General features: G+C 67.1%; 11 protein-coding genes. 4 read left to right on the forward strand and 7 right to left on the reverse strand.

Going from position 1 to position 25089, the window contains the following annotated elements:
* Positions 1-40 precede the first annotated feature (40 nt).
* Together ppnP and SJI00_RS06090 are read right to left on the reverse strand one after the other, a co-directional pair.
* Positions 41-325: a pyrimidine/purine nucleoside phosphorylase gene (gene ppnP / locus SJI00_RS06085; protein ID WP_322460831.1), complete on the reverse strand. Its 285-nt coding sequence runs from the start codon at positions 323-325 to the stop codon at positions 41-43.
* A 76-nt stretch (positions 326-401) separates the two neighbouring features.
* A complete protein-coding gene (locus tag SJI00_RS06090; protein ID WP_322460832.1) occupies positions 402-953 on the reverse strand; it encodes a 3'-5' exonuclease in 552 nt (183 codons plus the stop codon).
* 245 nt (positions 954-1198) lie between these two features.
* Here SJI00_RS06090 and SJI00_RS06095 point away from each other — a divergent pair, with 245 nt between their 5' ends.
* Positions 1199-1900: a substrate-binding periplasmic protein gene (locus SJI00_RS06095; RefSeq protein ID WP_322460984.1), complete on the forward strand. Its 702-nt coding sequence runs from the start codon at positions 1199-1201 to the stop codon at positions 1898-1900.
* A 58-nt stretch (positions 1901-1958) separates the two neighbouring features.
* Positions 1959-2984, forward strand: a complete 1026-nt coding sequence (locus SJI00_RS06100; protein WP_322460833.1) for a GNAT family N-acetyltransferase — start codon at positions 1959-1961, stop codon at positions 2982-2984.
* A 145-nt stretch (positions 2985-3129) separates the two neighbouring features.
* Here SJI00_RS06100 and SJI00_RS06105 read toward each other — a convergent pair whose 3' ends face one another.
* The gene (locus SJI00_RS06105) at positions 3130-3660 is read right to left on the reverse strand and encodes an RNA polymerase factor sigma-70 (RefSeq protein ID WP_322460834.1); all 531 of its coding nucleotides are present in this window, start codon (positions 3658-3660) and stop codon (positions 3130-3132) included.
* 438 nt (positions 3661-4098) lie between these two features.
* On the opposite strand from SJI00_RS06105, the gene SJI00_RS06110 reads away from it, so the two are divergent.
* The gene (locus tag SJI00_RS06110) at positions 4099-17058 is read left to right on the forward strand and encodes a non-ribosomal peptide synthase/polyketide synthase (RefSeq protein ID WP_322460835.1); all 12960 of its coding nucleotides are present in this window, start codon (positions 4099-4101) and stop codon (positions 17056-17058) included.
* Between the two features lie 273 nt (positions 17059-17331).
* Here SJI00_RS06110 and dsbG read toward each other — a convergent pair whose 3' ends face one another.
* From dsbG to SJI00_RS06130, 4 genes are all read right to left on the reverse strand, one after another.
* On the reverse strand, positions 17332-18084 hold the full coding sequence (gene dsbG / locus SJI00_RS06115; protein ID WP_322460836.1) for a thiol:disulfide interchange protein DsbG: 753 nt from the start codon (positions 18082-18084) through the stop codon (positions 17332-17334).
* A 4-nt stretch (positions 18085-18088) separates the two neighbouring features.
* Positions 18089-18922 carry a prolipoprotein diacylglyceryl transferase family protein gene (locus SJI00_RS06120; RefSeq protein ID WP_322460837.1) on the reverse strand — a complete coding sequence of 278 codons (834 nt, stop codon included), beginning with the start codon at positions 18920-18922 and terminating at the stop codon, positions 18089-18091.
* Positions 18922-20661 carry a protein-disulfide reductase DsbD gene (gene dsbD, locus SJI00_RS06125; RefSeq protein ID WP_322460838.1) on the reverse strand — a complete coding sequence of 580 codons (1740 nt, stop codon included), beginning with the start codon at positions 20659-20661 and terminating at the stop codon, positions 18922-18924. Before dsbD ends, SJI00_RS06120 begins: the two co-directional genes overlap by 1 nt.
* A 322-nt stretch (positions 20662-20983) precedes the next feature.
* Positions 20984-22912, reverse strand: coding sequence for a transglycosylase SLT domain-containing protein (locus SJI00_RS06130; RefSeq protein ID WP_322460839.1), 1929 nt, complete (start codon positions 22910-22912; stop codon positions 20984-20986).
* Between the two features lie 207 nt (positions 22913-23119).
* On the opposite strand from SJI00_RS06130, the gene SJI00_RS06135 reads away from it, so the two are divergent.
* A complete protein-coding gene (locus SJI00_RS06135) occupies positions 23120-25048 on the forward strand; it encodes an ATP-binding cassette domain-containing protein (protein WP_322460840.1) in 1929 nt (642 codons plus the stop codon).
* The last annotated feature ends 41 nt before the right edge of the window (positions 25049-25089 follow it).

The following is a 25089-nucleotide window of genomic DNA, read 5'->3' on the forward strand; positions in this document are numbered from 1 at the left end:
CAGGGGGCTGCGCCGCCGAGCGGCTGCGCAGCGCACGCGATCAGTCGTGGTACTCGCACAGGTAGGCGGTCTCGACCTCGACTTTGAGCTGGAACTTGCTGTCGGCCGGGACGTGGAACGTGCTGCCCGCAGCAAAGGTTTGCCAGGTCTCGCTGCCCGGCAGCTTGACGGTCAGCGCGCCCGCCACCACCTGCATGACTTCGCGCTTGGCGGTACCGAATTCGTAGTCGCCCGGGGCCATTACGCCGACGGTGGCCGGGCTTTCTGCGCCCTGGAAGGCAATCGATTTGACGGTGCCGTCGAAGTACTCATTGACCTTGAACATGGGCGACTCCTGGATACAAGACGTAGGAAAAATGGCTGGCCAGTATGCCCAAGGCACCCGCCAGCGTCATCTGCTTTCAGGTGACGTGCGCCGGCAGGCTCAGCGGCAGCAAACGCGCGGTGTTGCGTGCATCTTCCAAGGCGCGGTGCTGCTGGCCGTTGAACTGCAAGCCGGCCAGGTGCAGCGCACTGTTCAGGCCCATGGGCTTGGGCAGGTGCCGGGCTTTGGCAAAGCGCTGCTTGAGGTTGATGTGCGGCAGGTTCGCCAGCAGGCTGTGGATCTGGTTCATGCGCCACTCCTGCAGCAGTTGCTGGCGATCGTAGTCGCCCCAGCTGACCCAGGCCCGCAACTGCTCGCCGTGCTGCGCCAGCCACGGCTCGAACGCCGCCCAGACTTGCGCCAGAGAGGCCGCCGCATCGACGCTGGCCTGGCTGATGTGGGTCAGCTGACGGCAGAAGGGTGTCAACTGTGGCCGCCTGCGCGGGCGCACCAGGCGCTGGAAGTGCGCGACTTCACGCCCTTCACGGGTCACCAGGGTGGCGCCGATTTCGATGATTTCCATGTCCGTGACCGGCCAGCCGCCTTCGTCGGTCGTGGCTTCCAGGTCAATAACCAACCAATGGCCCATGCCAGGCTCCTTTGAATAGAGGTACAGCGTAGCCAAAGGTCTAGTGTTGCGCCCGCTGTCAGCGGTTGTATCGGCGTAGCAAAGCGCCTAGCTTGAAGGGGCAAGGCTTCCTGTCCCCGCAATTCCCCGCAATGAGTGCCCACTTGAGCCGATTGTTCCGAGTAAAGACCGCGCTGTGCGGCCTATCGTTCGCCCTGTATTGGCTGGTGGCGCCCACCTGGGCCGAGGCGGCGCAGGATGTGCGCATGGGTGCGGCGCATTTTCCCCCCTACACCCAGCGCCCGGAGCGGGGCAGCGACAGTGGTTTGCTCCAGCAACTGGCCGACGCCCTCAATGCCGTGCAGCACGATTACCGTTTCGTGCTGGTGCCCACCTCGATACCCCGCCGATTCCGCGACCTGCACAATGGCCGCACCGACCTTGCGATCTTCGAGAACCCGGCATGGGGGTGGCAGGACATCCCCCATCACACCGTCGACATGGGCCTGGAAGATGCCGAGCTGTTCGTCGCCCGTCGCGCCCCCGGGCGCACCGAACGCTACTTCGATCACCTGGCGGGCAAGCGCCTGGCGCTGTTCAACGGCTATCACTATGCCTTCGCCCAGTTCAACGCCGACCCGCATTACCTCGCGCGGGTCCACGCCGCCAGCCTGACCTACTCCCACGAAAGCAACCTGTACATGGTCGAGCGCGGCCGCGCCGACGTCGCCCTGGTGACCCGCTCGTACCTGACGGACTTCCTCGCCCGCCATCCCGCCAGCGCGCAGGCGTTGCTGGTGTCCGAGCGGGTCGATCAGGTCTATCGCCACTACGCAATCTTGCGCCCGCAGGCGCCGATCAGCGCCGAGGCCTTTGCGGCGTTGTTGGAGCGCTTGCGCAGCAATGGCGAGCTGCAGCGCATCTTCGCGCCGTATCAGATCGCCGTGACGCCCACGCCGGGGGCTTAAATTCCGCCGGCGCGCAGACGTTTCTGCAACGTGTACTTTCCAATCGCGAGCCGTGACCATGCCCAACCCCCTCCTTGCGCCAACCCCCATGCCGCCGCGCTGGCGCAGCCTTGTCGCTGAGGCAGGCGAGGCGCACCTGGACCTGAGCCTGGAAGGCCGGCCGCTGATCCGGCTGCGCCTGGTGCCGGGCGCAGTGCCTGCGTTGCACCTGCAAACACTGTGCGCCGACCGCCCGCAGCAGGGCCTGTGGGCAGCGTGCTACTGGTGGTTCGCTCGCCACCCCGATTGCCAGCGCCTGGTCTGGCACCTGCCGGCTGAACAGATCCCTGCGCTGAGCGCCAGCCTGGCCTGCGGCCTGTTGCTGGCCACCGAGCAAACTGGCCGGTTCACCTGTGAGCGCGGGCTGTTCTGGCAATTGCCGCAGCCTTGGCTGGGCGATGCGCCGCGGCCGCTGTTTCCCGCGCAGATGCTCTTCAGCCAGGGCAAGCGGCACCCGCGCCGCGCGCCCAAACCCAGCGGCGAGGTGTACCGGCGCTACGATTCGCGCCTGGGCGCCTGGGTATCGCTGCGCAGCCTCGACCTCGCCCAGGACCTCGAGCGCTTCAACCGCTGGCAGAACACCCCGCGCGTGCTCGCCTTCTGGGACGAGGGCGGCACCCTCGAGCAGCACCAGCAGTACCTGCAACGGCTGCACGACGACCCCCATGCGCTGACGCTGATCGGCTGTTTCAACGACCAGCCGTTCGCCTATTTCGAGGCCTACTGGGCCAAGGAAGACCGCATCGCGCCGTTCTATGACGTCGACGATTACGACCGCGGCATGCACATGCTGGTGGGCGAAGACGCGCACCGCGGCCCGCACAAAGTGGCCAGTTGGATGCCAGCGCTGGTGCACTATCTGTTCCTCGATGACCCGCGCACCCAGCGCGTGGTCGCAGAGCCGCGTGCCGACAATCAACGCATGATCAGCTACATGGAACAGGTGGGGTTTCACTGCGACAAGGCCTTTGACTTTCCCCACAAGCGGGCGGCCTTGATGGTGCTGGGGCGTGAGCGCTTCTTCGACCACTGCCGGCTCAGCTGAAGCGGCGTGCCGGCCCGCCGGCCATCGCACGGGGCCTGCTCAGGGGGTGGCTTTCAAACACCCGCGTGCGGGCTTGAGGCCAACACTGCGCCTGCGCGGCGATGCGTGCCGTGCCTGCACCCGTAGCGCCTTCCAATGTCTGTCATCAGCCTTGGCGGTTGGCGGTCTTGCGGCAGTGGATCAGGGCGTCGCGGATCATGAAGTTGACCAGCGTCGGCGACACGCCCAGCTCCTTGGCGATGTCTTTTTGCGGCACACCGTGCAGGCGATACATCTCGAAGGCGTAGCGGGTGCGCTGGGGCAGTTCGTTGAGCGCTTCGGCGATGTGCTCCAAGGTGCTGAAGTTGATGTGGCTGGCTTCCGGAGAGGCGTTGAGCAGGACGACGTTGAGGCCTTCCTCCTCGGGGCCGGAGTACTTCAGCTCCATGGCCTGCTTGCGGTAGTGATCGATCGCCAGGTTGCGCACGATCTGGAACAGGTAGCTGAGCTGGGCCTTGAACGAGGAGGTGATCTGCGGCGCGGCCGCGAGCCGGAAGAAGGCGTCCTGCACCACGTCTTCGGCGCGCGAGCGGCAGCCGGTGATGCGTGCGGCGATCTTCACGAGGATGGTGCGGTTGTCGACGAATGCTTGGAGCAATGGTGAATCGCACTTACTTGTGGATAGTTGTTCCGTCATGGAAATCACCTGGTCTCAAGAGGAAAAGGAAATGCACTGTGTAAGGCACGGCCTAAGACGGACGACACGCTAAGCAAGATGATAATGATTGTCAATTGCGAAGCTTAATTAGTTTCGGAATTTTTCGCGTTCACAGCGCATTCATAAGACGTGCTGCGCGTTTCAGGCCCATGACCGCTGCATCACGGTTCAATGGACGCTGCGCCTGGCACTGCTACCCAGGGCCGCGATGCGCCTTGCGGCTCCGGTTTGCACAGTGCAAGCCGTCAGCCCTGGGCATGCTGTCCCTGCCTGGGCGGCCGCCCGCACGGCCTCTGCCAACCCGGTTAATTTCTTCTCCCGCCCGTCCGTTTCTCTGGATATCCCACCGCCGTCTGCCGCCGCGCCCTGAGCGTGTCCGCACGGCGCGACCTTTCCAGACTCTGGCAGGAACATTCCATGATGGACGCCTTCGAACGCCCGCTCACGCTGGTCCAGGCCCTGACGCAACGCGCCGCGCGTACCCCCGAGCAGATCGCCCTGCGCTTTCTCGCCGACCAGCCCTGCGACCAGGCCGTGCTCAGCTACCGGGACCTCGACCAGCGCGCCCGTACCATCGCTGCCGCCTTGCAGGCGCGCGCCGGTTTCGGCGAGCGTGCGGTGCTGCTATTCCCCAGCGGCCCGGATTATGTGGCAGCGTTCTTCGGCTGCCTGTATGCCGGGGTTGTCGCGGTACCGGCCTACCCGCCAGAATCCTCGCGCCCGCATCACCAGGAACGTCTACGCTCGATCATCGACGATGCCCAGCCGCGCCTGCTGCTGACCCTCCAGACCCTGCACGACAGCCTGCAAGGCCTGGAGGCGCTGGAGCGTCCCGATGCGCCAGCTCTGCTCGCGGTCGATGCGCTTGACGCAGCCCTGGCCGCCGACTGGCAGGCCCCGGCTCTGGTCGACACCGACATCGCTTTCCTGCAATACACCTCCGGCTCCACCGCCTTGCCCAAGGGCGTGCAGATCAGCCACGGCAACCTGGTGGCCAACGAAGCGCTGATCCGCCAAGGCTTCGGCATCGACCTGAACCCCGACGATGTGATCGTCAGCTGGCTGCCGCTGTACCACGACATGGGCCTGATCGGCGGGCTGCTGCAACCGATCTACAGCGGCGTGCCCTGTGTGTTGATGTCGCCCGGCTATTTCCTCGCCCGCCCGCAACGCTGGTTGCAGGCCATCAGCGAGTACGGCGGCACCATCAGCGGCGGCCCGGACTTCGCCTATCGCTTGTGCAGCGAGCGGGTCAGCGATGCCGCCCTGGCCGGCCTCGACCTGAGCCGCTGGCGCGTGGCCTATTCCGGCTCCGAGCCGATTCGTCAGGACAGCCTCGACGGCTTCGCCGAGCGCTTGCGCACTACTGGTTTCGACCCGTCGAGTTTCTTCGCCAGCTATGGCCTGGCCGAAGCCACGCTGTTCGTCAGCGGCAGTCGCCGGGGGGGCGGCATTGCGGCCTTGCAGGTCGATGCCCAGGCGTTGGCCGCGCATCGCATCGAGGCGGGCGAGGGCAGTGTGCTGATGAGCTGCGGGTTTGCGCAGCCGGGGCATGCCGTGCAGGTGGTCGAGCCGCAGTCCTTGCAGACCCTTGGCGAGAATCAGGTCGGTGAGATCTGGGCCGCCGGGCCGAGTATCGCGCTGGGCTACTGGCGCAATCCTGAGGCCAGCGCGCGCACGTTCGTCGCCCGCGACGGCCAGACCTGGCTGCGCACCGGCGACCTGGGCTTTCTGCGCGATGGCGAGCTGTTCGTCAGCGGGCGTTTGAAAGACCTGCTGATCGTGCGCGGCCAGAACCTCTACCCGCAAGACCTCGAGCAGACCCTCGAGCGTCAGGTCGAAGGCCTGCGCAAAGGCCGCGTGGCGGTCTTTGCGGTGGAGCATCGGGGCGAGGAGAGCATCGGCGTGGCGGTGGAGGTTAGCCGCAGTGTGCAGAAAGCCCTGCCTGCGCACACGTTGATCACCGCGCTGCGCCAGACCGTTGCCGAGGCCTGCAATCAGGCACCGGCCGTGGTGCTGTTGCTCAACCCAGGGGCGTTGCCCAAGACTTCCAGCGGCAAGCTGCAACGTTCGGCCTGCCGCCTGCGCATGGACCAGGGCAGCCTCGATTGCTATGCCCGGTTCCCGGAAACAACGCCACACCGCCTGCTGACTGCGGGCAACGACAACGCGCTGCAACGACGCATTGCCGCGTTGTGGTGCGATCAGCTCAAGCTCGGCACCGTGGCCGCCGACGACCACTTCCTGCTGCTGGGCGGCAACTCCATCGCCGCTGCCCAGCTCACCGCCCGTGTGGCCGATGAGCTGGGCGTCAGCCTGAGCCTGCGTACCCTGTTCGAAGCACCCACCCTGGCGGCCTACAGTGCTGCAGTGGCCGAGCAGTTGGCCACAGGTGACCGCGTGCCCAGCCCGATCACCGTGCAATCGCGTGACCAGGCGCTGCCCCAATCGCTGGCGCAAAACCGCCTGTGGCTGCTCTGGCAGCTCGAACCGCACTCGGCGGCGTACAACATCCCCGCCGGGTTGAGCCTGCGTGGCGAGCTGGACGTCATGGCCGTCGAGGCCGCCTTCCAGGCACTGGTGGACCGCCATGAATCGCTGCGCACCGTGTTCAGCGAGGTCGACGGCCAGGCCTTGCAGCACATCCAGCGCGCTGCGCCTTTGCACCTCCAGCAGCGCGATCTCAGCGGGCTGAGCGATGCCGAGCTCGCCACGCAGCGCGAGATCGAGGCCCAGCAACCTTTCGATTTGCGCCAAGGCCCGTTGCTGCGCGTGACCCTGGTGCGCCAGGACGACGAACAGCACCAGCTCTGGGTGACCTTGCACCATATCGTCGCCGACGGTTGGTCGCTGAGCATCCTGCTCGACGAGTTCGCCCGCCTGTACGCCGCCCCCGGCAGCGCTGCGCAGCTAGCCGCATTGCCCATGGGCTACGCCGATCACGCGCAGTGGCAGCGCCAATGGTTGGCGAACGGCGAGGCCGCGCGCCAGCTCGATTACTGGCAACAGCAGCTGGGCGATGCGCTGCCTGTGCTCGACCTGCCCACCGACCACCCTCGCAGCAGCAGCCATGACCGCCGCGCGGCGCGGGTGCAGGTCAAGGTGCCGGCGGCGCTTGGCGCCGCACTCGATGAGCTGGCGCGCAGCCACCAGGCCAGCCTGTTCATGGTCCTGCTGGCCGGCTGGCAAGCGCTGCTGTACCGCTACACCGGGCAGGCCGACATCCGTGTCGGCGTGCCCAATGCCAACCGCCCACGGCTGGAGGCCCAGGCCCTGGTGGGCTTTTTCATCAACACCCAGGTGCTGCGCAGCGCAGTGGACGCGCGGCTGCCGTTCACCGCGCTGCTGGAACAGGTGCGCAGCAGCACGCTGGAGGCCCAGGCGCACCAGGACCTACCCTTCGAGCAACTGCTCGAAGCGCTGCCCCAGGCCCGTGAACAGGGCCTGTTCCAGGTCATGTTCAACCATCAGCAACGCGACCTTTCGGCCCTGCGCCGGCTGCCTGGGCTGCTGGCCCAGGAACTGCCCTGGCACAGCCGCGAGGCCAAGTTCGACCTGCAACTGCACAGCGAGCAAGACCACCAGGGCCGCCTGAGCCTGGCGTTCGACTACGCCGCCGCGCTGTTCGAGCCCAGCACCATCGAGCGCCTGGCCGGGCACCTGCCGGCCTTGCTCGAACAGGTCTGCGCCGAGCCGTGTGTGGCCGTGGGCGAGGTGCAACTGCTCAGCCCTGCCGAGCGCGAGCAACTGCTGAGCTGGGGCCAGGCCCCGGTCGCAGCACCCTTGAGCCTGGTGCCCGAGCAACTGAACGAGCAGGCTCGGCTGTGCGCCGAGCGCATTGCGCTGCGCTGGGACGGCGGCAGCCTCAGCTATGCCGCATTGCACCAACAGGCCAACCGCCTGGCGCATTACCTGCGTGACAAGGGCGTTGGGCCCGATACCTGCGTGGCCATCGCCCTGGAGCGCTCGCCGCAGCTGCTGGTCGGCCTGCTGGCGATCCTCAAGGCGGGCGGCGCCTACGTGCCGCTGGACGTCGACTACCCGGCCGAGCGCCTGAGCTACATGCTCGAAGACTGCGGCGCCGGGCTGCTGCTCAGCCACAGCACTGTGCTCGAGCGCTTGCCACAGCCTGAGGGGGTGAGCGTCATCGCCCTCGATCAGCTGCACCTGGACAACTGGCCAAGCCAGCCGCCGCGCCTGCACCTGCACGGCGACCACCTGGCCTACGTGATCTACACCTCCGGTTCAACCGGCCGCCCGAAAGGCGTCGGCAACACCCACGCCGCGCTGGCCGAGCGCTTGCAATGGATGCAGGCGCAGTACGCCCTGGATGGCAGCGACGTGCTGCTGCAAAAAGCCCCGGTCAGCTTCGACGTGTCGGTGTGGGAATGCTTCTGGCCGCTGCTCAGTGGCTGTTCGCTGGTGCTCGCCGGCCCCGGCGAGCACCGTGACCCGCAACGCATCGCGGCCCTGATCCAGCAGTTCGCGGTCACCACCGTGCACTTCGTACCGCCGCTGCTACAGGTGTTCCTGCACGAGCCCGACGCCGCTGGCTGCCACAGCCTGCGGCGCCTGTTCTGCGGGGGTGAGGCGCTGCCGGCAGCCCTGCGCGACCGCGCCTTGCAGGTGTTGCCGCAGGTGCGCCTGGACAACCGCTACGGCCCCACCGAAACCGCCATCAACGTCACCCACTGGCGCTGCCAGGCCAGCGACGGGGCGCATTCACCGATAGGCCGACCCCTGGCCAACGTGCTCTGCCGCGTATTGGATGACGACCTGCAACCGACCCCGCCCGGCATTCCCGGCGAGCTGTACCTGGGCGGCGCGGGCCTGGCCCGGGGCTACCTGGGCCGCCCCGGGCTGACCGCCGAACGCTTCCTGCCAGACCCTGACGGCCGCGGCCAACGCCTGTACCGCAGTGGCGACCGGGCGCGCTGGAACCTCGCTCAGCAGGCCCTGGAATACCTCGGCCGCCTCGACCAGCAGGTGAAAGTCCGCGGCTTTCGCGTCGAGCCTGAAGAAGTAGAGGCAGTGCTGCTGGCTCAGGCGGGGGTCGAGCAGGCGCTTGTGGTGATTCATCAGGACGCCGTGGGCGCTCAACTGGTCGGTTACTACAGCGGCCGCGAGCGCACCGCCGAGCTGCTCGCCGTGTTGGCCGCGCAACTGCCGGCTTACATGGTGCCGGCGCACCTGCTGCACCTGGCCGCAATGCCCGTGGGTCCGAGCGGCAAGCTCGACCGCCGCGCCTTGCCGGCCCCGGTCTGGCAGCAGCGCGAGCACATTGCCCCGCACACCGCGCTGCAACGACAGGTGGCTGACCTCTGGAGCGAGGTGCTGGGCGTGGCGCAGGTGGGCTTGCAGGATGATTTCTTCGCCCTCGGCGGGCACTCGCTGCTGGCCACCCAGATCGTCTCGCGCTGCCGCCAGGCGTGTGACATCGAGCTGCCGCTCAAGGCGCTGTTCGACGCCAGCGAACTGGCCGCGTTCTGCGCCGAAATCCAGCGTCTGCAGGCCAGCGGCCAGCGCAATCGGCAGGGCGAGATCACTCGCATCGACCGCCGTCAGGCGGTGGCGCTGTCCCATTCCCAGCAGCGCATGTGGGTGCTCTGGCACATGGAACCCGACAGCCCGGCCTACAACGTCGGCGGCATGGCGCGCCTGCGCGGCGCCTTGCACGTGGACGCCTTCGAGCGCGCGCTGCATGCGCTGCTGGCGCGTCACGAAGCGCTACGCACGACCTTCCCCAGCATCGACGGCAAGCCGGTGCAGTGCGTGGCCGAGCACGCCGGGCTGCGATTGGGCTGGCACGATTTCACTGCCCTCGACGCCCAGCGCCGCGACCCTGCCCTGCAACAGCTCGCCGACGAGCAGGCACACCTGCCCTTTGACCTGGAGCGCGGCCCCTTGCTGCGCGCCTGCCTGGTCAAGGTCGCCGAGCGCGAGCACTACTTCGTGCTGACCCTGCACCACATCGTCACCGAAGGCTGGGCCATGGACATCTTCGCCCGCGAACTGGGCGAGCTGTACGAAGCCTTCGTCGACGAACGTGAATCGCCGCTGCCGCCGCTGGCGGTGCAGTACCTGGACTACAGCGTGTGGCATCGCCAGTGGCTCGACGGCGGTGAGGGCGCGCGTCAGCTGGCCTACTGGAAAGCCCGCCTGGGCGATGAGCACCCGGTGCTGGCGCTGCCCAGCGACCGGCCGCGGCCAGCTGTGCAGAGCCATCGCGGCGGCCTCTACCGCTTCGACCTGGACCCTGCGCTGGTGCAGCGCGTGCACGCCTTCAACAGCCAGCACGGCCTGACCCTGTTCATGACCATGACGGCTACCCTGGCGGCCTTGCTGCACCGCCACAGTGGCCAGCGCGACCTGCGCATCGGCGCCCCGGTGGCCAACCGTATCCGCCCCGAATCCGAGGGCCTGATCGGCGCCTTCCTCAACACCCAGGTGCTGCGCTGCGAGGTGGACGGGCAGATGAGCGCCAGCGCGCTGCTCGAGCAGATGCGGGAGGTGATCATCGATGGCCAGTCGCACCAGGACCTGCCCTTCGAGCAGCTGGTCGACGCCCTGCAACCGCCGCGCAGCAGCGCCTACAACCCGCTGTTCCAGGTGATGTGCAACGTGCAGCGCTGGACCTTCCAGCAGCGCCGCGAGCTGTCGGGCATGCAGGTCGATTACCTGGTCAACGACGCCAGCGCCACCAAGTTCGACCTGTACCTGGAAGTCACTGACCTCGACGGCCGCCTGGGCTGCTGCCTGACCTACAGCCGCGACCTGTTCGACGCGCCACGCATCGCACGCATGGCCGAGCACTTGCAGCTGTTGCTGGCGGGCCTGCTGGACGATCCGCAGCAGCGCGTGTGCGAGCTGCCGATGTTGCCTGGCGATGAGCAGCATGCGTTGATCGGTGCCTTGCACGGCGAACCGACGCTGGACCTCACCCACACCGTGCACGGCCTGTTTGCGGCCCAGGCGGCGCGCACACCCGATGCACGCGCGTTGACCTTCGCCGGTCAGCACCTGAGCTATGCCGAACTGGATCGGCAGGCCAACCGCCTGGCGCACGCCTTGCGTGAACGTGGCGTGGGGCCTGAGGTGCGTGTCGGCCTGGCGCTGGAGCGTTCGCTCGACCTGGTGGTCGGTCTGTTGGCGATTCTCAAGGCCGGCGGCGCCTATGTGCCGCTCGATCCGGAATACCCCCTCGAGCGCCTGCACTACCTGATCGAAGACAGCCGCCTGACGCTGCTGATCGCCCAGCAGCCGCTGCTCGAACGCCTGGGCGAGTTGCCGCGCACCGTGCACGCCTGGAGCCTGGAGCAGGACCGCGCGGCACTGGCCGATTACCCCGCCACGGCGCCGCACCTGCGCAGCCTGGCGCAGCATCCGGCCTACCTGATCTACACCTCCGGCTCCACCGGCCAGCCCAAGGGCGTGGTGGTCAGCCATGGCGAGATCGCCATGCACTGCCAGGCGGTCATCCGCGCCTTTGGCATGCGCAGCGACGATTGCGAGCTGCACTTTTATTCGATCAACTTCGACGCCGCCAGCGAGCGTCTGCTGGTGCCGTTGCTGTGTGGCGCCCGCGTGGTGCTGCGCGCCCAGGGGCAGTGGGGCGCTGAAGAGATCTGCCAACTGATTCGCGAGCAGCAGGTCAGCGTGCTCGGCTTCACCCCGAGCTACGGCAGCCAGTTGGCCCAGTACCTGCTGGGGCAGGGCGAGAGCCTGCCGGTGCGGCTGGTGATCACCGGCGGCGAGGCGCTGACCGGCGAACACCTGCTGCGTCTGCGCCAAGCCTTCCGGCCCGGCGCACTGTTCAACGCCTATGGGCCGACGGAAACCGTGGTCATGCCACTGGCGTGTCGCGCTCCTGACACACTGCCGAGCGACGCCGGTAGCGTGCCCATCGGCAGCATGGTCGGTGCGCGCAGCGGCTACATCCTCGATGAGGACCTGGCGCTGTTACCGCAAGGCGGTATCGGCGAGCTGTACATCGGCGGGGCCGGCCTGGCCCAGGGTTATCACGACCGCCCGGGGCTGACCGCCGAGCGCTTCGTCGCCGACCCGTTCAGCACTCAAGGCGGCCGGCTGTACCGCACCGGAGACCTGGTGCGCCTGCGCGCCGATGGCCAGGTGGAATACATCGGCCGTGCCGACCAGCAAGTGAAGATTCGTGGCTTTCGCATCGAGTTGGGCGAGATCGAAAGCCGCCTGCAGGCGCACCCTGATGTGGACGCGGCCGTGGTGCTGGCCCTCGACCTGCCCGGTGGCAAACAACTGGTCGGTTATGTGCGCAGTGCCCTGGCCGAGGCCGACGCGGCGACCCAGGCTGCACTGCGCGAGGCGCTCAAGGTGCACGCCCGGCAACACCTGCCGGACCACATGGTGCCCGCGCACCTGGTCCTGCTGGCACACCTGCCGCTGATGGGCAACGGCAAGCTCGACCGCCGTGCCTTGCCGGCGCCGGATCTGCAGATGGCGCAGCAGCGTTATCGCGCGCCCAGCACCGAAGTGGAAACGCACCTGGCGCAGGTCTGGGGCGAGGTGCTGAACCTGCCCCAAGTCGGTGTGCAGGACAATTTCTTCGAGCTGGGCGGCGACTCGATCCTGTCGATCCAGGTGGTCAGCCGCGCGCGCCAGTTGGGCTTGCAGTTCACCCCGCGCGATCTGTTCCAGCACCAGTCGATCCAGACCTTGGCCGCGGTGGTGACCGTGGGCGCAGCCCCCACGCAGATCGAGCAAGGCACGCGCCATGGCCATAGCGCCCTGACGCCGATCCAGCACTGGTTCTTCGACAGCGACGTACCGGCGCCGCAGCACTGGAACCAGGCCGTATTGCTGCAGGCGCGCCAGCCGCTACAGGCTCAGGCGCTGCAACAGGCGCTGAACGCGCTGGTGACCCATCACGACACCTTGCGCCTGCGCTTCACCGCACAAGCCGGTCGCTGGCAGGCCGCCTATGCCGATCACGCCGCGCCCGGCGCACACACCTTGCTGTGGACTGCCGAAGTCGCCGACCTGGAACACTGTGACGCGCTGTACACCGATGTGCAGCGCAGCCTCGATCTGGCGGACGGTCCGCTGCTGCGCGGGGTCCTGGTGAGTGACGGACAGGGCGCCCAGCGCCTGCTGCTGGCGATCCATCACCTGGTGGTCGATGGCGTGTCCTGGCGTGTGCTGCTCGAAGACCTGCAAGCGCTGTATCGCGGCCAGGCCCTGGCGGCCAAGACCCACGCGCTGAGCGACTGGAGCGCACGGCTGGCGCACTACGCCGGCAGCGATTCCCTGCGCGACGAATTGGGTTGGTGGCAAGATCAGCTCGGCGGTGTCAAGGCCGAGCTGCCCTGCGATCACCCGCAAGGTGGCAACCTCAATCGCCATGCCCGCAGCGTGGCGATCACGCTGCCCGCCGCGCACACCCAGCAGCTGCTGCAACACGCCCCAGCGGCGTACCACACCCAGGTCAACGACCTGCTGCTGACGGCCCTGGCGCGCACGCTGTGCGCCTGGACCGGCAGCGCCGAGGCGCTGGTGCAGCTGGAGGGCCATGGCCGTGATGGGCTGTTCGACGACATCGACCTGACCCGCAGCGTCGGCTGGTTCACCAATGCCTACCCGCTGCGTCTGAGCCCTGAAACCGGTCCTGAGGACGCCGCCCGTGGTAGGTCGCTCAAGCGCATCAAGGAGCAACTGCGCCAGGTTCCGCACAAAGGCCAGGGCTATGGCGTGCTGCGCTACCTGGCCGATGAAACCGTGCGCGAGCCCATGGCTGCCTTGCCCCAGGCGCGCATCACGTTCAACTACCTGGGGCAGTTCGATCAGCAGTTCGATGACGCGGCCCTGTTCGCACCGGTGCAGGCCCCGTCGGGCCTGGCCCATGATCCTGACGCGCCGCTGCCCAACTGGCTCAGTGTCGATGGCCAGGTGTATGGCGGTGCCCTGCAATTGCGCTGGACCTACAGCAGCGAACGTTTCGACGACGCCACGGTACGTGCCCTGGCCGAGGCGTACCGCACTGAACTGCTGGCGCTCGTTGAACACTGCCTGAGCGAGGGCAGCGGCGGCTTCACTCCCTCCGACTTCCCCCTGGCGCGCCTCAGCCAGGCGCAGATCGATGCGTTGCCGGTCCCGGCTCGCGACATCGAAGACGTCTACCCGCTGACGCCCATGCAGGAGGGCATGCTCCTGCACACCCTGCTCGAACCCGGCACCGGCATCTACTACATGCAGGACCGCTACCGCATCCACAGCGCGCTCGACCCGCAGCGTTTCGCCGCCGCCTGGCAGGCCGTGGTCGCTCGACATGAGGCGCTGCGCGCCTCGTTCAGCTGGAACGCCGGCGAAGCGATGGTGCAGATCATTCATCAGCCTGGCGCCGTTGCCGTGGATTATCAGGACTGGCGCGAGCTGGACGACGCCGCCCAGGAAGACCGCCTGCAAGCGCTGCACAAGGCCGAGCGCGAGGCCGGTTTCGCCCTGCTCGAGCAACCGCCGTTCCACCTGCGCCTGGTGCGTGTGGGGGATGCGCGCTACTGGTTCATGATGAGCAACCACCACATCCTCATCGATGCCTGGTGCCGATCCCTGCTGATGAACGATTTCTTCGTGCTGTATCAGGCCCTCGGCGAAGGCCGCTCGGCGCAGTTGCCGGCGCCACCGCGCTACCGCGACTACATCAACTGGCTGCAGCACCAGGACCTGGACGAGGCGCGGCAATGGTGGCAACGCAACCTGGCCGGCTTCGAGCGCGCCACGCCGCTTCCGAGCGACCGGCCGTTGCGCCATGAGCATGCCGGCGAGGGCATGGTGGTGGGCGACTGCTACACCCGGCTCGATCCGGCGCAAGGGCTGCAGCTACGCGAACTGGCCCAGGCGCATCAACTGACCATCAACACCTTCGCCCAGGCGGCCTGGGCGCTGGTGCTGGCGCGCTGCAGCGGCGAACGCGACGTGGCCTTCGGGGTGACCGTGGCCGGGCGGCCGGTAAGCCTGCCGCAGATGCAGCACACCGTCGGGCTGTTCATCAACAGCGTGGCCCTGCGCGTGCAACTGCCGGCCGCAGGCCAGCCGTGCAGCGTGCGCCAGTGGCTGCACGGCTTGCTGCACAGCAACCTGGAGCTGCGCGAATACGAGTACCTGCCGCTGGTGGCGATTCAGGACTGCAGCGAACTGCCCAAGGGCCAGCCACTGTTCGACAGCCTGTTCGTGTTCGAGAACGCGCCGGTGCAAAGCGCGGTGCTCGATCATGCCCAGCAGCTCAACGCCCGCTCCGATTCTGGCCGTACCCACACCAACTTCCCGCTGACGGCAGTGTGCTACCCCGGTGATGACCTGGGCTTGCACCTGTCCTACGACCAACGCTATTTCGACGCCCCCACGGTCGAGCGCCTGCTGGCCGAGTTCAAGCGCCTGTTGCTGGCACTGGCCGCAGGCATCGACGGCGATGTCGCCGCCTTGCCGCTGCTCGGTGAGGCCGAGCAGCGTTTCTTGCTGCATGACTGCAACCAGACTGACCACCACTACCCGCTGGAACACAGCTATGTGCAGCTGTTCGAGGCGCAGGTCGCGGCCCATCCGCAGCGCACCGTGGCGCGCTGCCTGGAGGCCAGCTTCGACTATGCCGGGCTGAACCTTGCGGCCAACCGCCTGGGCCATGCCTTGCTGGCCGAAGGCGTGGGCATCGATCAGCCGGTGGCACTGCTGGCCGAGCGCGGCTTGCCGCTGCTGGGCATGATCGTCGGCAGCTTCAAGGCCGGCGCAGGCTATCTGCCGTTGGACCCCGGCCTGCCGAGCGCGCGCCTGCAACGGATCGTCGAGCTGAGCCGTACCCCCTTGCTGGTGTGCACCGCCGCGTGCGCCGAGCAGGCCAAACGCTTGCTCGCCGCGCTGGACGGCGCTGCGCGCCCGCGTCTGCTGGTCTGGGAAGACGTTCAGGCCAGCGCCGTGGCGAGCCATGACCCAGGCGTCTACAGTGGGCCGGACAACCTCGCCTACGTGATCTACACCTCCGGCTCCACCGGCTTGCCCAAAGGGGTGATGGTCGAGCAGCGCGGCATGCTCAACAACCAGTTGAGCAAGGTGCCGTACCTGGGTTTGAGTGCTGAAGACGTGATCGCCCAGACCGCCTCGCAGAGCTTCGACATTTCCGTGTGGCAGTTCCTTGCCGCACCGCTGTTCGGCGCCTGCGTGCAGATCGTCCCCAACGCCATCGCCCACGATCCGCAGGGCCTGCTGGCCCATGTGGTGGAGACCGGCATCAGCGTGCTGGAAAGCGTACCGTCGCTGATCCAGGGCATGCTCGCCGACGCGCACTTGGCGCTGGGCGGGTTGCGCTGGATGTTGCCGACCGGCGAGGCGATGCCGCCGGAGCTGGCGGGGCAGTGGTTGCAGCGCTACCCCGGCATTGGCCTGGTCAACGCCTACGGCCCGGCGGAATGCTCGGACGATGTGGCGTTCTTCCGAGTCGATGTGGCCTCCACCGAGGGCAGCTATCTGCCGATCGGCACACCCACCGACAACAACCGGCTGTACCTCTATGACGAAGACCAGGCGCTGGTGCCCCTGGGCGCGGTCGGTGAGCTGTGCGTGGCCGGGACCGGCGTCGGGCGCGGTTATGTCGGTGATCCGCAACGTACGGCGCAGGCCTTCGTGCCGCATCCTCACGGCGCGCCGGGTGAGCGCCTGTACCGTACCGGTGACCTGGCACGGCGGCGTGTCGATGGCGTGCTGGAGTATGTCGGGCGCATTGACCATCAGGTGAAGATTCGCGGCTATCGCATCGAACTCGGCGAGATCGAAGCGCGCCTGCATGAGCAGCCGGAACTGCGCGATGTCGCGGTGGGGGTGCAGGAAGGGGCCACTGGCAAACAGCTGGTCGGCTATCTGGTGGTGGCTGCTGGCAGCGTGGCCGACAGCGCGCTGTTCGAGACCTTGAAGGCACGCCTGCGCGCCGAGCTGCCCGAGTACATGGTGCCGCAGCACTTCGCCTGGCTCGCACAGCTGCCGCACAATGCCAACGGCAAGCTGGACCGCAAGGCGCTGCCAGCCGTGGAGATCGGCGTGGCGCAACGCGAAGGCCATGTGGCCCCGCGCGACGCGCTCGAGCAGGCGTTGGCCGCGATCTGGAGCGATGTGCTCAAGGCCGAACGGGTCGGGGTGCGCGACAACTTCTTCGAGTTGGGCGGCCATTCGCTGCTGGCCACCCAGATCGCCTCGCGGGTGCAGAAGCAACTGCAACTCAACGTGCCGCTGCGGGCGATGTTCGAGTGCAACACGGTCGAGGCCCTGGCCACGTACGTGCGCGGGTTGCAGGCCAGTGTGCTGGACGAGGACAAGGTGGATCGCTTGAGTGACCTGATGGCGGAGTTGGAGGCGTTGTGAGAGGGGCGACTGCTCAGAGGCACTGGGCCGGCTACACCGGCCCAGCGATTCATGCGCGAGCCAGCCAGCTGCCGCTCGACTCCGCCTGGCGGTCGGAAGGGCGTGTTCCTTCAATTTGAATCAGGGCTGCCTTCACTGGCCCTTCACCACAGGCGCTGCTGATGCTCCGGCAGCACCGCGTAGCGATCAGCGGGGCGGTGTCGCTGTCTGTCGTAAACACCGCGGCATAGCGGGTAGGCGTGACCGTATGGGCATCACGCCTGAACTCCACCGCTAGCGCTTGCCCAACAGTGCCTCCAGCATCTCCGGGCGCGGTGCGCCTTGCTGGCGTTGCATGCGGCCGTGTTCGTCAAGGAAGAAGATTGCCGGGGTCGCCTGCAAGCCCAGTTCCTTCAGCAGCGTCATGTTGCCGGCCAGTTGCTGCTCGATGGCGGCAGGGATCTGCGCCAGCGGTTTGAGGTCGCTGCCTTTACCGGCAGCTTCGTGGGTGTGCAAGGCCTTGGCCGGGTCCTGGGCGGCCAGCAGTGCGGCGGATTTGGCCAGGCTGTCGGCGCGGATGATGCCGACCATGATGTGCCGCAGTTGCACCTTGCCGGACTCGACCCAGGGGCGTGCCTGCTCCCAGAACAGGTTGCAGTAGGGGCAGTTCGGGTCGCTGAACACGTAGAGCGTGCGCGGTGCATCGGCGTTGCCGTCGGCGATCCAGGTGGTCTTTTCCAGCTGGGTCCAGATGGCCTTGTTCATGGGCTCGTAGACCAGCTTGTCGAGCGGCTCGGCGCTCAGGTCTTGGCCCTTGGCGTCGAACAGGTTGCCCACCAGCACGTGCTTGCCATCGGCGGTGAGGTACAGCGCCAGGGCATTGTTCTGGTACTCGGCGGCGTAGCCGCGCAGACCGTCCGGGGCGTCGAAGCGGCCTTTGATGACAGCGCCTTTGGCCTGGATCTGCTGGATCGGTGCGGGCAGTTCTTCGGCCTGCACCAGCGGTATGCCGAGCAGGGCGAAGGTCAGGGGAAGGGTCAAGCGCATGGGTTCAGTTTCCTTGAGCGGGCGCCGCAGGGGCGCTGGAGTCGAACGCCTGGAGGGCGTGTTGCAAGCTGGCACGGGACAGCTCGCCAAGATGGCTGCCGATCAGCCGGCCTTCGCTGCTGTAGAAGAGCGTGGTCGGCAGGGCCATCGAGCCGACCTGCTGGGCGAGCCGCCCGCCGGCGTCGAACAGCACGTGGGACAGGCTCAGCCCTGTAGCGCCCATGAAGGTGCTGACGTTGGCCGGCGTTTCGCCCTGATTGACGAACAGGAAGGTCACGTTGGGGTAATCGTGCTGGGCCTGCTGCAGCACCGGCATTTCCCGGCGGCAGGGCGGGCACCAGGTGGCCCACAGGTTGATCACCAGCGGGCGGCCACGGTAGCTGTCCAGCGCAACGGCCTGGCCTTGGGCGTCGGTCAGGCTGATCGCCGGGAGTTCGGTGCCTTTGTCGTAGAGATGGCCGGCCAGGCTCGCCAGGCCCCAGAACAGTGCGCCGCTGCACAGCGCCCAGGCCAGGGGCCGGCGTAGCGCCACGCGGCGGTAGCCTTGCCAGAGGCTGCCCAGGGCGATGCCGAGTACGCCGCCCCAGGGCAGGAAACCGCCGTCACGGATATCGATGATCTGCGTCAGGTCATCCCGGTAGATCGGCCAGTAGGCCAGCACGAAGCCCAGGCGTGCGCCGAACACGCCGAGCAGAAACAGGTTGAACAGCGCCGATTCCGGGTTCTCCCCGCCGCGCCGGGCCACGGCCCAGCCGACCAGGCTCGCCACGCCCAGCGCGGCGAGCAGCACCAGGTGGTTGAGGGCCATGGTCAGGGGGCCTAAGGTCACGGTGAGCATCAGCCTTGGCTCCGGGTCAGGGCCCAGTGCTCGAGCAGGGCGGGCGCATCGATTTCTCCGGTGATGCGCCGGGCGCGGCGTTCTTCACCGTCCGGGCCGAGCCACAGCAGGGTGGGCGGGCCGGGCACTTGGTAACGTTGCAGCAAGGCGCGGCTGTCAGCCGAGTCGGCGGTGACATCGAGGCGGATCAACTGCACCCCGGCGAGGCTGGCCTGAACGTCGCTGCGGTTGAACACCTGCTGTTCCATGACCTTGCACGACACGCACCACTCGGCCGAGTAGTCAAGCATCACCCAGCGGCCGGAGGCCTTGGCAGTGTCCAAGGCGCGTTGCAGCTCGGCTGGGGAGGTCACAGTGGTGAAGCGTTCTGCGGCGGGTTGTGCGCTCGCACCCGGCACGCCGCCGGTGAACGGTCGCAGTGGTTGCCAGACATCGCCGCCGCCGGCAGCGGCACCGATCAGCATCAAACCGCCCCATAGACCCGCCAGCATCGGCAGTACGCGCAGCGCCGGGCACTCGCGCAGGGCCAGCCACATGTTCCAGGCCAGCGCCAGCAGCCAGCTGCCAGCGAGCCCCAGCACCAACGCCGGCGGTAGCAGGTTGCGCAGCAGGTACAGAGCCATGGCCAGGAAAACGAACCCGAACACGCCCTTGACCCGGTCCATCCACGCGCCAGGCTGTGGCAGGAAGCGGTTACCCAAGGTCACCAGCAACAGCAGCGGCACGCCCATGCCCAGGCCCAGGCTGAACAGCACCAGGCCGCCCTGCAGCACGTCGCCGCTCTGCGCGATGTACAGCAGCGCACCGGCCAGTGGCGCGGTCATGCACGGGCCCAGCAGCAGCCCGGACAACGCCCCGAGCAACGCGGCGCCACACAGGTTGCCGCCCTGGGTGCCTCGGCCAGCGCGATCCAGGCGCTCGCGCAGCGCAGCAGGCAACTGCAGCTCGAAGGCGCCGAACATCGGCAAGGCCAGCAGCACGAACAGCGCTGCGAGTGCGCCCAGCAACCACGGTTGTTGCAGCCAGGCCTGCAGGCTGGCGCCGAGCGAGGCTGCCAGCACACCCAAGGCGGCGTACACCAACGCCATGCTCAACACGTAGCTGCCGGCCAGCAGCCAGCCGCGCCGGGCACTGGCGCCGTTGCCCAGCACCAGGCCTGCGAGGATCGGCAGCATCGGCAGTGAACAGGGGGTAAAGGCCAGCAGCAGGCCAAGGCCGAAGAAGGCCAGCAGGCTCCAGGCCAGCGAGCCATCCAGCAGGCCTGTCGCCAAGGCCTGGTCTGGCGCTTGTGCCGCCGGCGCTGCGCTGGATGCGCCAGACGACGTGCTTGCGGTTGCCTCGCCCAGCGCAATCACCGTGGTCTGTGGCGGATAGCACAGGCCGGCATCGGCGCAGCCCTGCCAGCCCAGGCGCAGGGTGCCGCGCGCCTCGGCGGGAATGCGCAGTTCCAGTTGCTCGCGGTAGATGGCGCTGTCACCGAAGAACGCATCGTGATGGTTCAGTGCGGGGGGCAGCACAGGGTACTGAGCGGGCGTAAGGCCGTCGAATTTCAGGCGCTTCTGGTACAGGTAGTAGCCCGGTTGAATCTGCACGTCGACCAGCAGTTGGCCATCGGGCAGGCGCTCATGGCTGACCCGGAACGCCTGTTCCACCGGGAGAAAGTCCGGCTTGCTGGCGAAGGGATTGGCGCTGAGCACAGTGCTCAGCAGCAGGCTCGCGAGGAGCAGGAAAACGCGCATCTGGGTGCCTTGGCGACGGTGAAGGAGCGCGTAGCCTGGCGGTGGGTGATTAACGGCGGGTTAACGGGGCAACGCTGTTCGCCCTCTGCGGCCCACCGCGCCTGAGCGCGCCGGCGCACCGCTCGCTTGTACCCGGACGGCGTTTTTCCAAGCGATCGCACAGACAAAAGGCCGCAGGAACCGGTCCACCGCAGGAGCCTGCCCACCGCAGTCCGCTCCTGCCCCGACCCAGCGCTGCTGAAGCATCACGTCGGCTGAGCGTCACGGGCAATGGCTGCCCGAGCCAGGGCGGCGTGCCGTTTCAGCCACGCCGCACGACGGCCTACATGTCGTCGAAGTAACGCTCGTGCCAGTCCACCAGCGGCTGCGGGGAGTTGAGCTTCTGCCCGTAGATCACCGAGTAAGACAGCACGTTCTGCACGTACTGGCGGGTTTCGTCGAACGGAATCGACTCCACCCAGACGTCGAAGCTCAGGTGCTTGGCGCCGCGCAGCCATTGCCGTACGCGGCCGGGGCCGGCGTTGTAGGCGGCCGATGCCAGCACGCGGTTGCCGTTGAACTGGCTGTGCACCTGGCTCAGGTAAGCGGCGCCGAGCTGGATGTTGGTGTCGGGGTTGAGCACCTGCGCCGGCGAGGCCAATGGGATGCTGAACTTGCGTGCGGTTTCCTTAGCGGTGGCCGGCATCAGCTGCATCAGGCCACTGGCGCCAACGCCAGAGCGGGCATCGTCCATGAACGCACTTTCCTGGCGGGTGATGGCGAATACCCAGCTCGAATGCAGGCCGCGCACATTGGCTTCGCGCACCAGGGTGTCGCGGTGGGCCATGGGGAAGCGGATGTCCAGGTCGTCCCAGTACTGTGCCTGGCTGATGGTGCGGATGGCCGGGAAGTACCAGCGCAACTCGTAGGCCAGGCGCGCCTGGGCGACCATTTCGTCGCGGCTGAAGTGGCGGCTGACGTAGTACCACTCGCGGCGGCCATCGACGATCTGCCCACGGGCATGGAATTCCAGGGCGCGGCGCACGCCTGGGGTGTTGCGCACCTTGTTGACCAGGGCCTGGCTCAGCACCAGCGGCTTGTTGTTGAGCTGGTAGGGCGTTTGCGCACGGTCAGCGGCGAGAAAACCGTAAAAGTCGCGCTCACGGGCCACGGCCTTGTACAGCAGCGGCACTTGTGGGTCGTTCGGCTTGGCCAGTTCCAGGCTGCGCGCCTGCCAGTAACGCCAGCGGTTGCTGCTGGCGAGTGCTGGCGGCAGGCGGCGTGTCAGATCGTAGGCCTCTTGCCAGCGGCCCAGGCGCAGCAGCAGGCGCAGGCGCCATTCGCTGACGGTGTCATCGCGCAGTTCAGGGTCGTAGCGGGTCATCAGGTCGAGGGCGCGCGGGTCGTAGCGGCGCGCCAGGGTCAGGCCGATTTCGCGGGCGATGGCGACTTTTTCATCGACGGAAAAGTGCATGCGCTGGGCGTAGTCGTCGAGCATCGACATGGCCCGTTCCGGGTCCTGTCGCGCCAGGCGACGCAGGCCCAGGCTGACCACGTCGGACATCGCCTCGCTGGCCGGTGCGAAGCGCGACGGCTGGTTGAGCATCTCGGGCTTTTGCGCCACATCGATCAGCAACTGGCCCTGGCTGGCGAGGGTCGGCAGGGTCTTGACCAGGCTGTTGGCCAAGGCGTAGTTGCGGGTTTGTGCGGCCAGCTTCAGGCGCTCCCAACGGCGCGCTTCGGTCAGCTGGCCTTCGGCGGCCCACATGCCGAACAGCGTGTCGCAGGCGGCAGGCTGGGATTTTCCGGTGTGCCAGAGCTTTTCGGCACTGGCCAGGCCTTCGGCGTGCTTGCCGTGGCTCAGTTGGTACTGGCCGTTGAGGCAATCGAGTTCGGTGAAGTTGAGCTTGGGGTCGTAGTAGCGGGCGAAGGTGTCCCACTCGCCACGCTCGGCCAGCCAGCGCAACCAGCGCAGTTTCATCCAGTTGGCCTGGGGCAGGTCGCCGTGCGCCTTGAGGAAGGCTTCGATCTCGATGTTGCTGGCCGATTTCAGCCGCGCGGTGAGTTCGTCATAGGCCAGGTAGGGGGTCAGCGGGTAATCGCTCAGGGCCTGGATGTTGCGCAGGTACGGGCCTTTGTCACCCTTGGCGAGCGCACGTTTGGCTTCGTCATAGTACTGGCGTTGCTGGGTAAGGTCGGTGGCCTGTGCCGCGCTGGTGGAGGCGGCGCCGAGCAGCAGGCAGGAAACGATCTGGAACAGGCGGCTGCGCATGATACGTCCGTGCAGTTGAACCATGGAAAGTGACGGCGTGGCCAGCACTGTGAGATTAGGGCCCTAGCTTAGCCGGTTGCCCGCAGGCGGCGAAAGCGCCGTGCAGCGTTTGCCTGATTGTGGACGAGCGGGGCGCCTATATCGGGGCGTTTGATGTCTCGGCACGCCAAACCGGGTAGAATGCGCGCCCGTTTTCTGGAGACGATCATGACCCTTCTCAAATTCAGCGATGTGTCCCTCGCGTTCGGCGCCATGCCGCTGTTGGACAAGGTGTCCTGGCAAATCGGCCGCGGCGAGCGGGTGTGCATCATTGGCCGTAACGGCACTGGCAAATCGAGCATGCTGCGCATGGTCAAGGGCGAGCAACGCCCGGATGACGGCGAAATCTGGCGCAGTCCCGGGCTGAAGATCGGCGAACTGCCGCAAGAGCTGCCACTGGCCGACAACCGCAGCGTGTTCGACGTGGTCGCCGAAGGGCTCGATGGCGTTGGCGCGCTGTTGGCCGAGTACCACCATCTGAGCCAGAACATCGTCACCGACGAAGACCTGAACAAGCTCATGCACGTGCAGCACGAGCTGGAGTCGCGCGACGGCTGGCGTTTGCAGCAACTGGTCGACAGCACCTTGAGCCGTCTGCAGTTGCCCGCCGACAAAACCCTGGCCGAGCTGTCCGGTGGCTGGCGCCGCCGCGTGCTGCTGGCTCAGGCGCTGGTGTCCGAGCCTGATCTGCTGCTGCTCGACGAGCCCACCAACCACCTGGACATCGGCGCCATCGCCTGGCTGGAGGAAGCGTTGAAGGGCTTCACCGGCGCGGTGCTGTTCATCACCCACGACCGCTCCTTCCTGCAGAACCTGGCCACGCGCATCCTGGAACTGGACCGTGGCGGGCTGATCGACTGGAACGGCGACTACGCCAGTTTCCTGGTGCACAAAGAAGCGGCCCTGGCGGCCGAAGAAACCGCGAACGCGCTGTTCGACAAGCGCCTGGCCCAGGAAGAGGTGTGGATTCGCCAGGGCATCAAGGCCCGTCGTACCCGCAACGAAGGTCGCGTGCGCGCCCTCAAGGCGCTGCGTAACGAGCGCGGCGAGCGCCGCGAGCGCCAGGGCAAGGCCAACATCCTCATCGAGGCGGCCGAGAAATCGGGCAAGCAGGTGATGTCGCTGGAAAACGTCAGCTTCGCCCATCCCGGTGGCCCGATGCTGGTCAAGGATTTCTCCATGGTGGTACAGCGCCAGGACCGCATCGGTCTGCTGGGCGCCAACGGCACAGGCAAAACCACGCTGTTGAAGATGATGCTCGGTGATCTGGAGCCGGTGTCGGGCAAAGTCGACCGCGGTACCAAGCTGGAAGTGGCCTATTTCGACCAGCTGCGCCATCAGCTGGACGTGGAAAAAACGGTGATCGACAACCTTGCCGAAGGCCGCGACTTCATCGAGATCGACGGGCAGAACCGCCATGTGCTGAGCTACCTGGGTGACTTCCTGTTCAGTCCCCAGCGCGCGCGCACCCCGGTCAAGGCGCTGTCGGGCGGCGAGCGGGCGCGCTTGCTGCTGGCCAAGCTGTTCAGCAAGCCCGCCAACCTGCTGGTGCTCGACGAGCCTACCAACGACCTCGACGTCGAGACCCTGGAGTTGCTCGAAGAGGTGCTGTGCAACTACAAGGGCACCGTGCTGATGGTCAGCCACGACCGGGCCTTCCTCGACAACGTGGTGACCAGCACGCTGGTGTTCGAAGGCGAGGGCCGGGTGCGTGAATACGTCGGCGGCTTCGAGGACTGGATCCGTCAGGGCGGCTCGCCGCGTTTGCTGGGCGTGGCCGAAAGCAAGGGCGGCAAGTCCGAGCTCAACAGCGCCGTGGTCGAAAAGGTCGCCGAGGTCGCCCCTGTGCCGGCCTCGCAGGCCGCCGCAGAACCTGCCAAGAAGAAGCTCAGCTACAAGCTGCAACGTGAGCTTGAGCAGCTGCCGCTGCAGATCGACGCGCTGGAGCAGAAGATGGCCAAGGTGCAGGGTGAGATCGCCGATGGCAATTTCTATCAGCGGCCAAGCGCCGAAACCAGTGCGGTACTGGCGCAGTTGGAGCAGTATCAGGGCGAGCTCGATGCCTTGGTAGAGCGCTGGGCAGAACTGGAAAGCTGACAGCGCCTGGGCCATTGCGGCCGGTAAACGTACGCGGCGCC

Source organism: Pseudomonas gebzensis, assembly GCF_034427815.1.
Taxonomy (GTDB): domain Bacteria; phylum Pseudomonadota; class Gammaproteobacteria; order Pseudomonadales; family Pseudomonadaceae; genus Aquipseudomonas.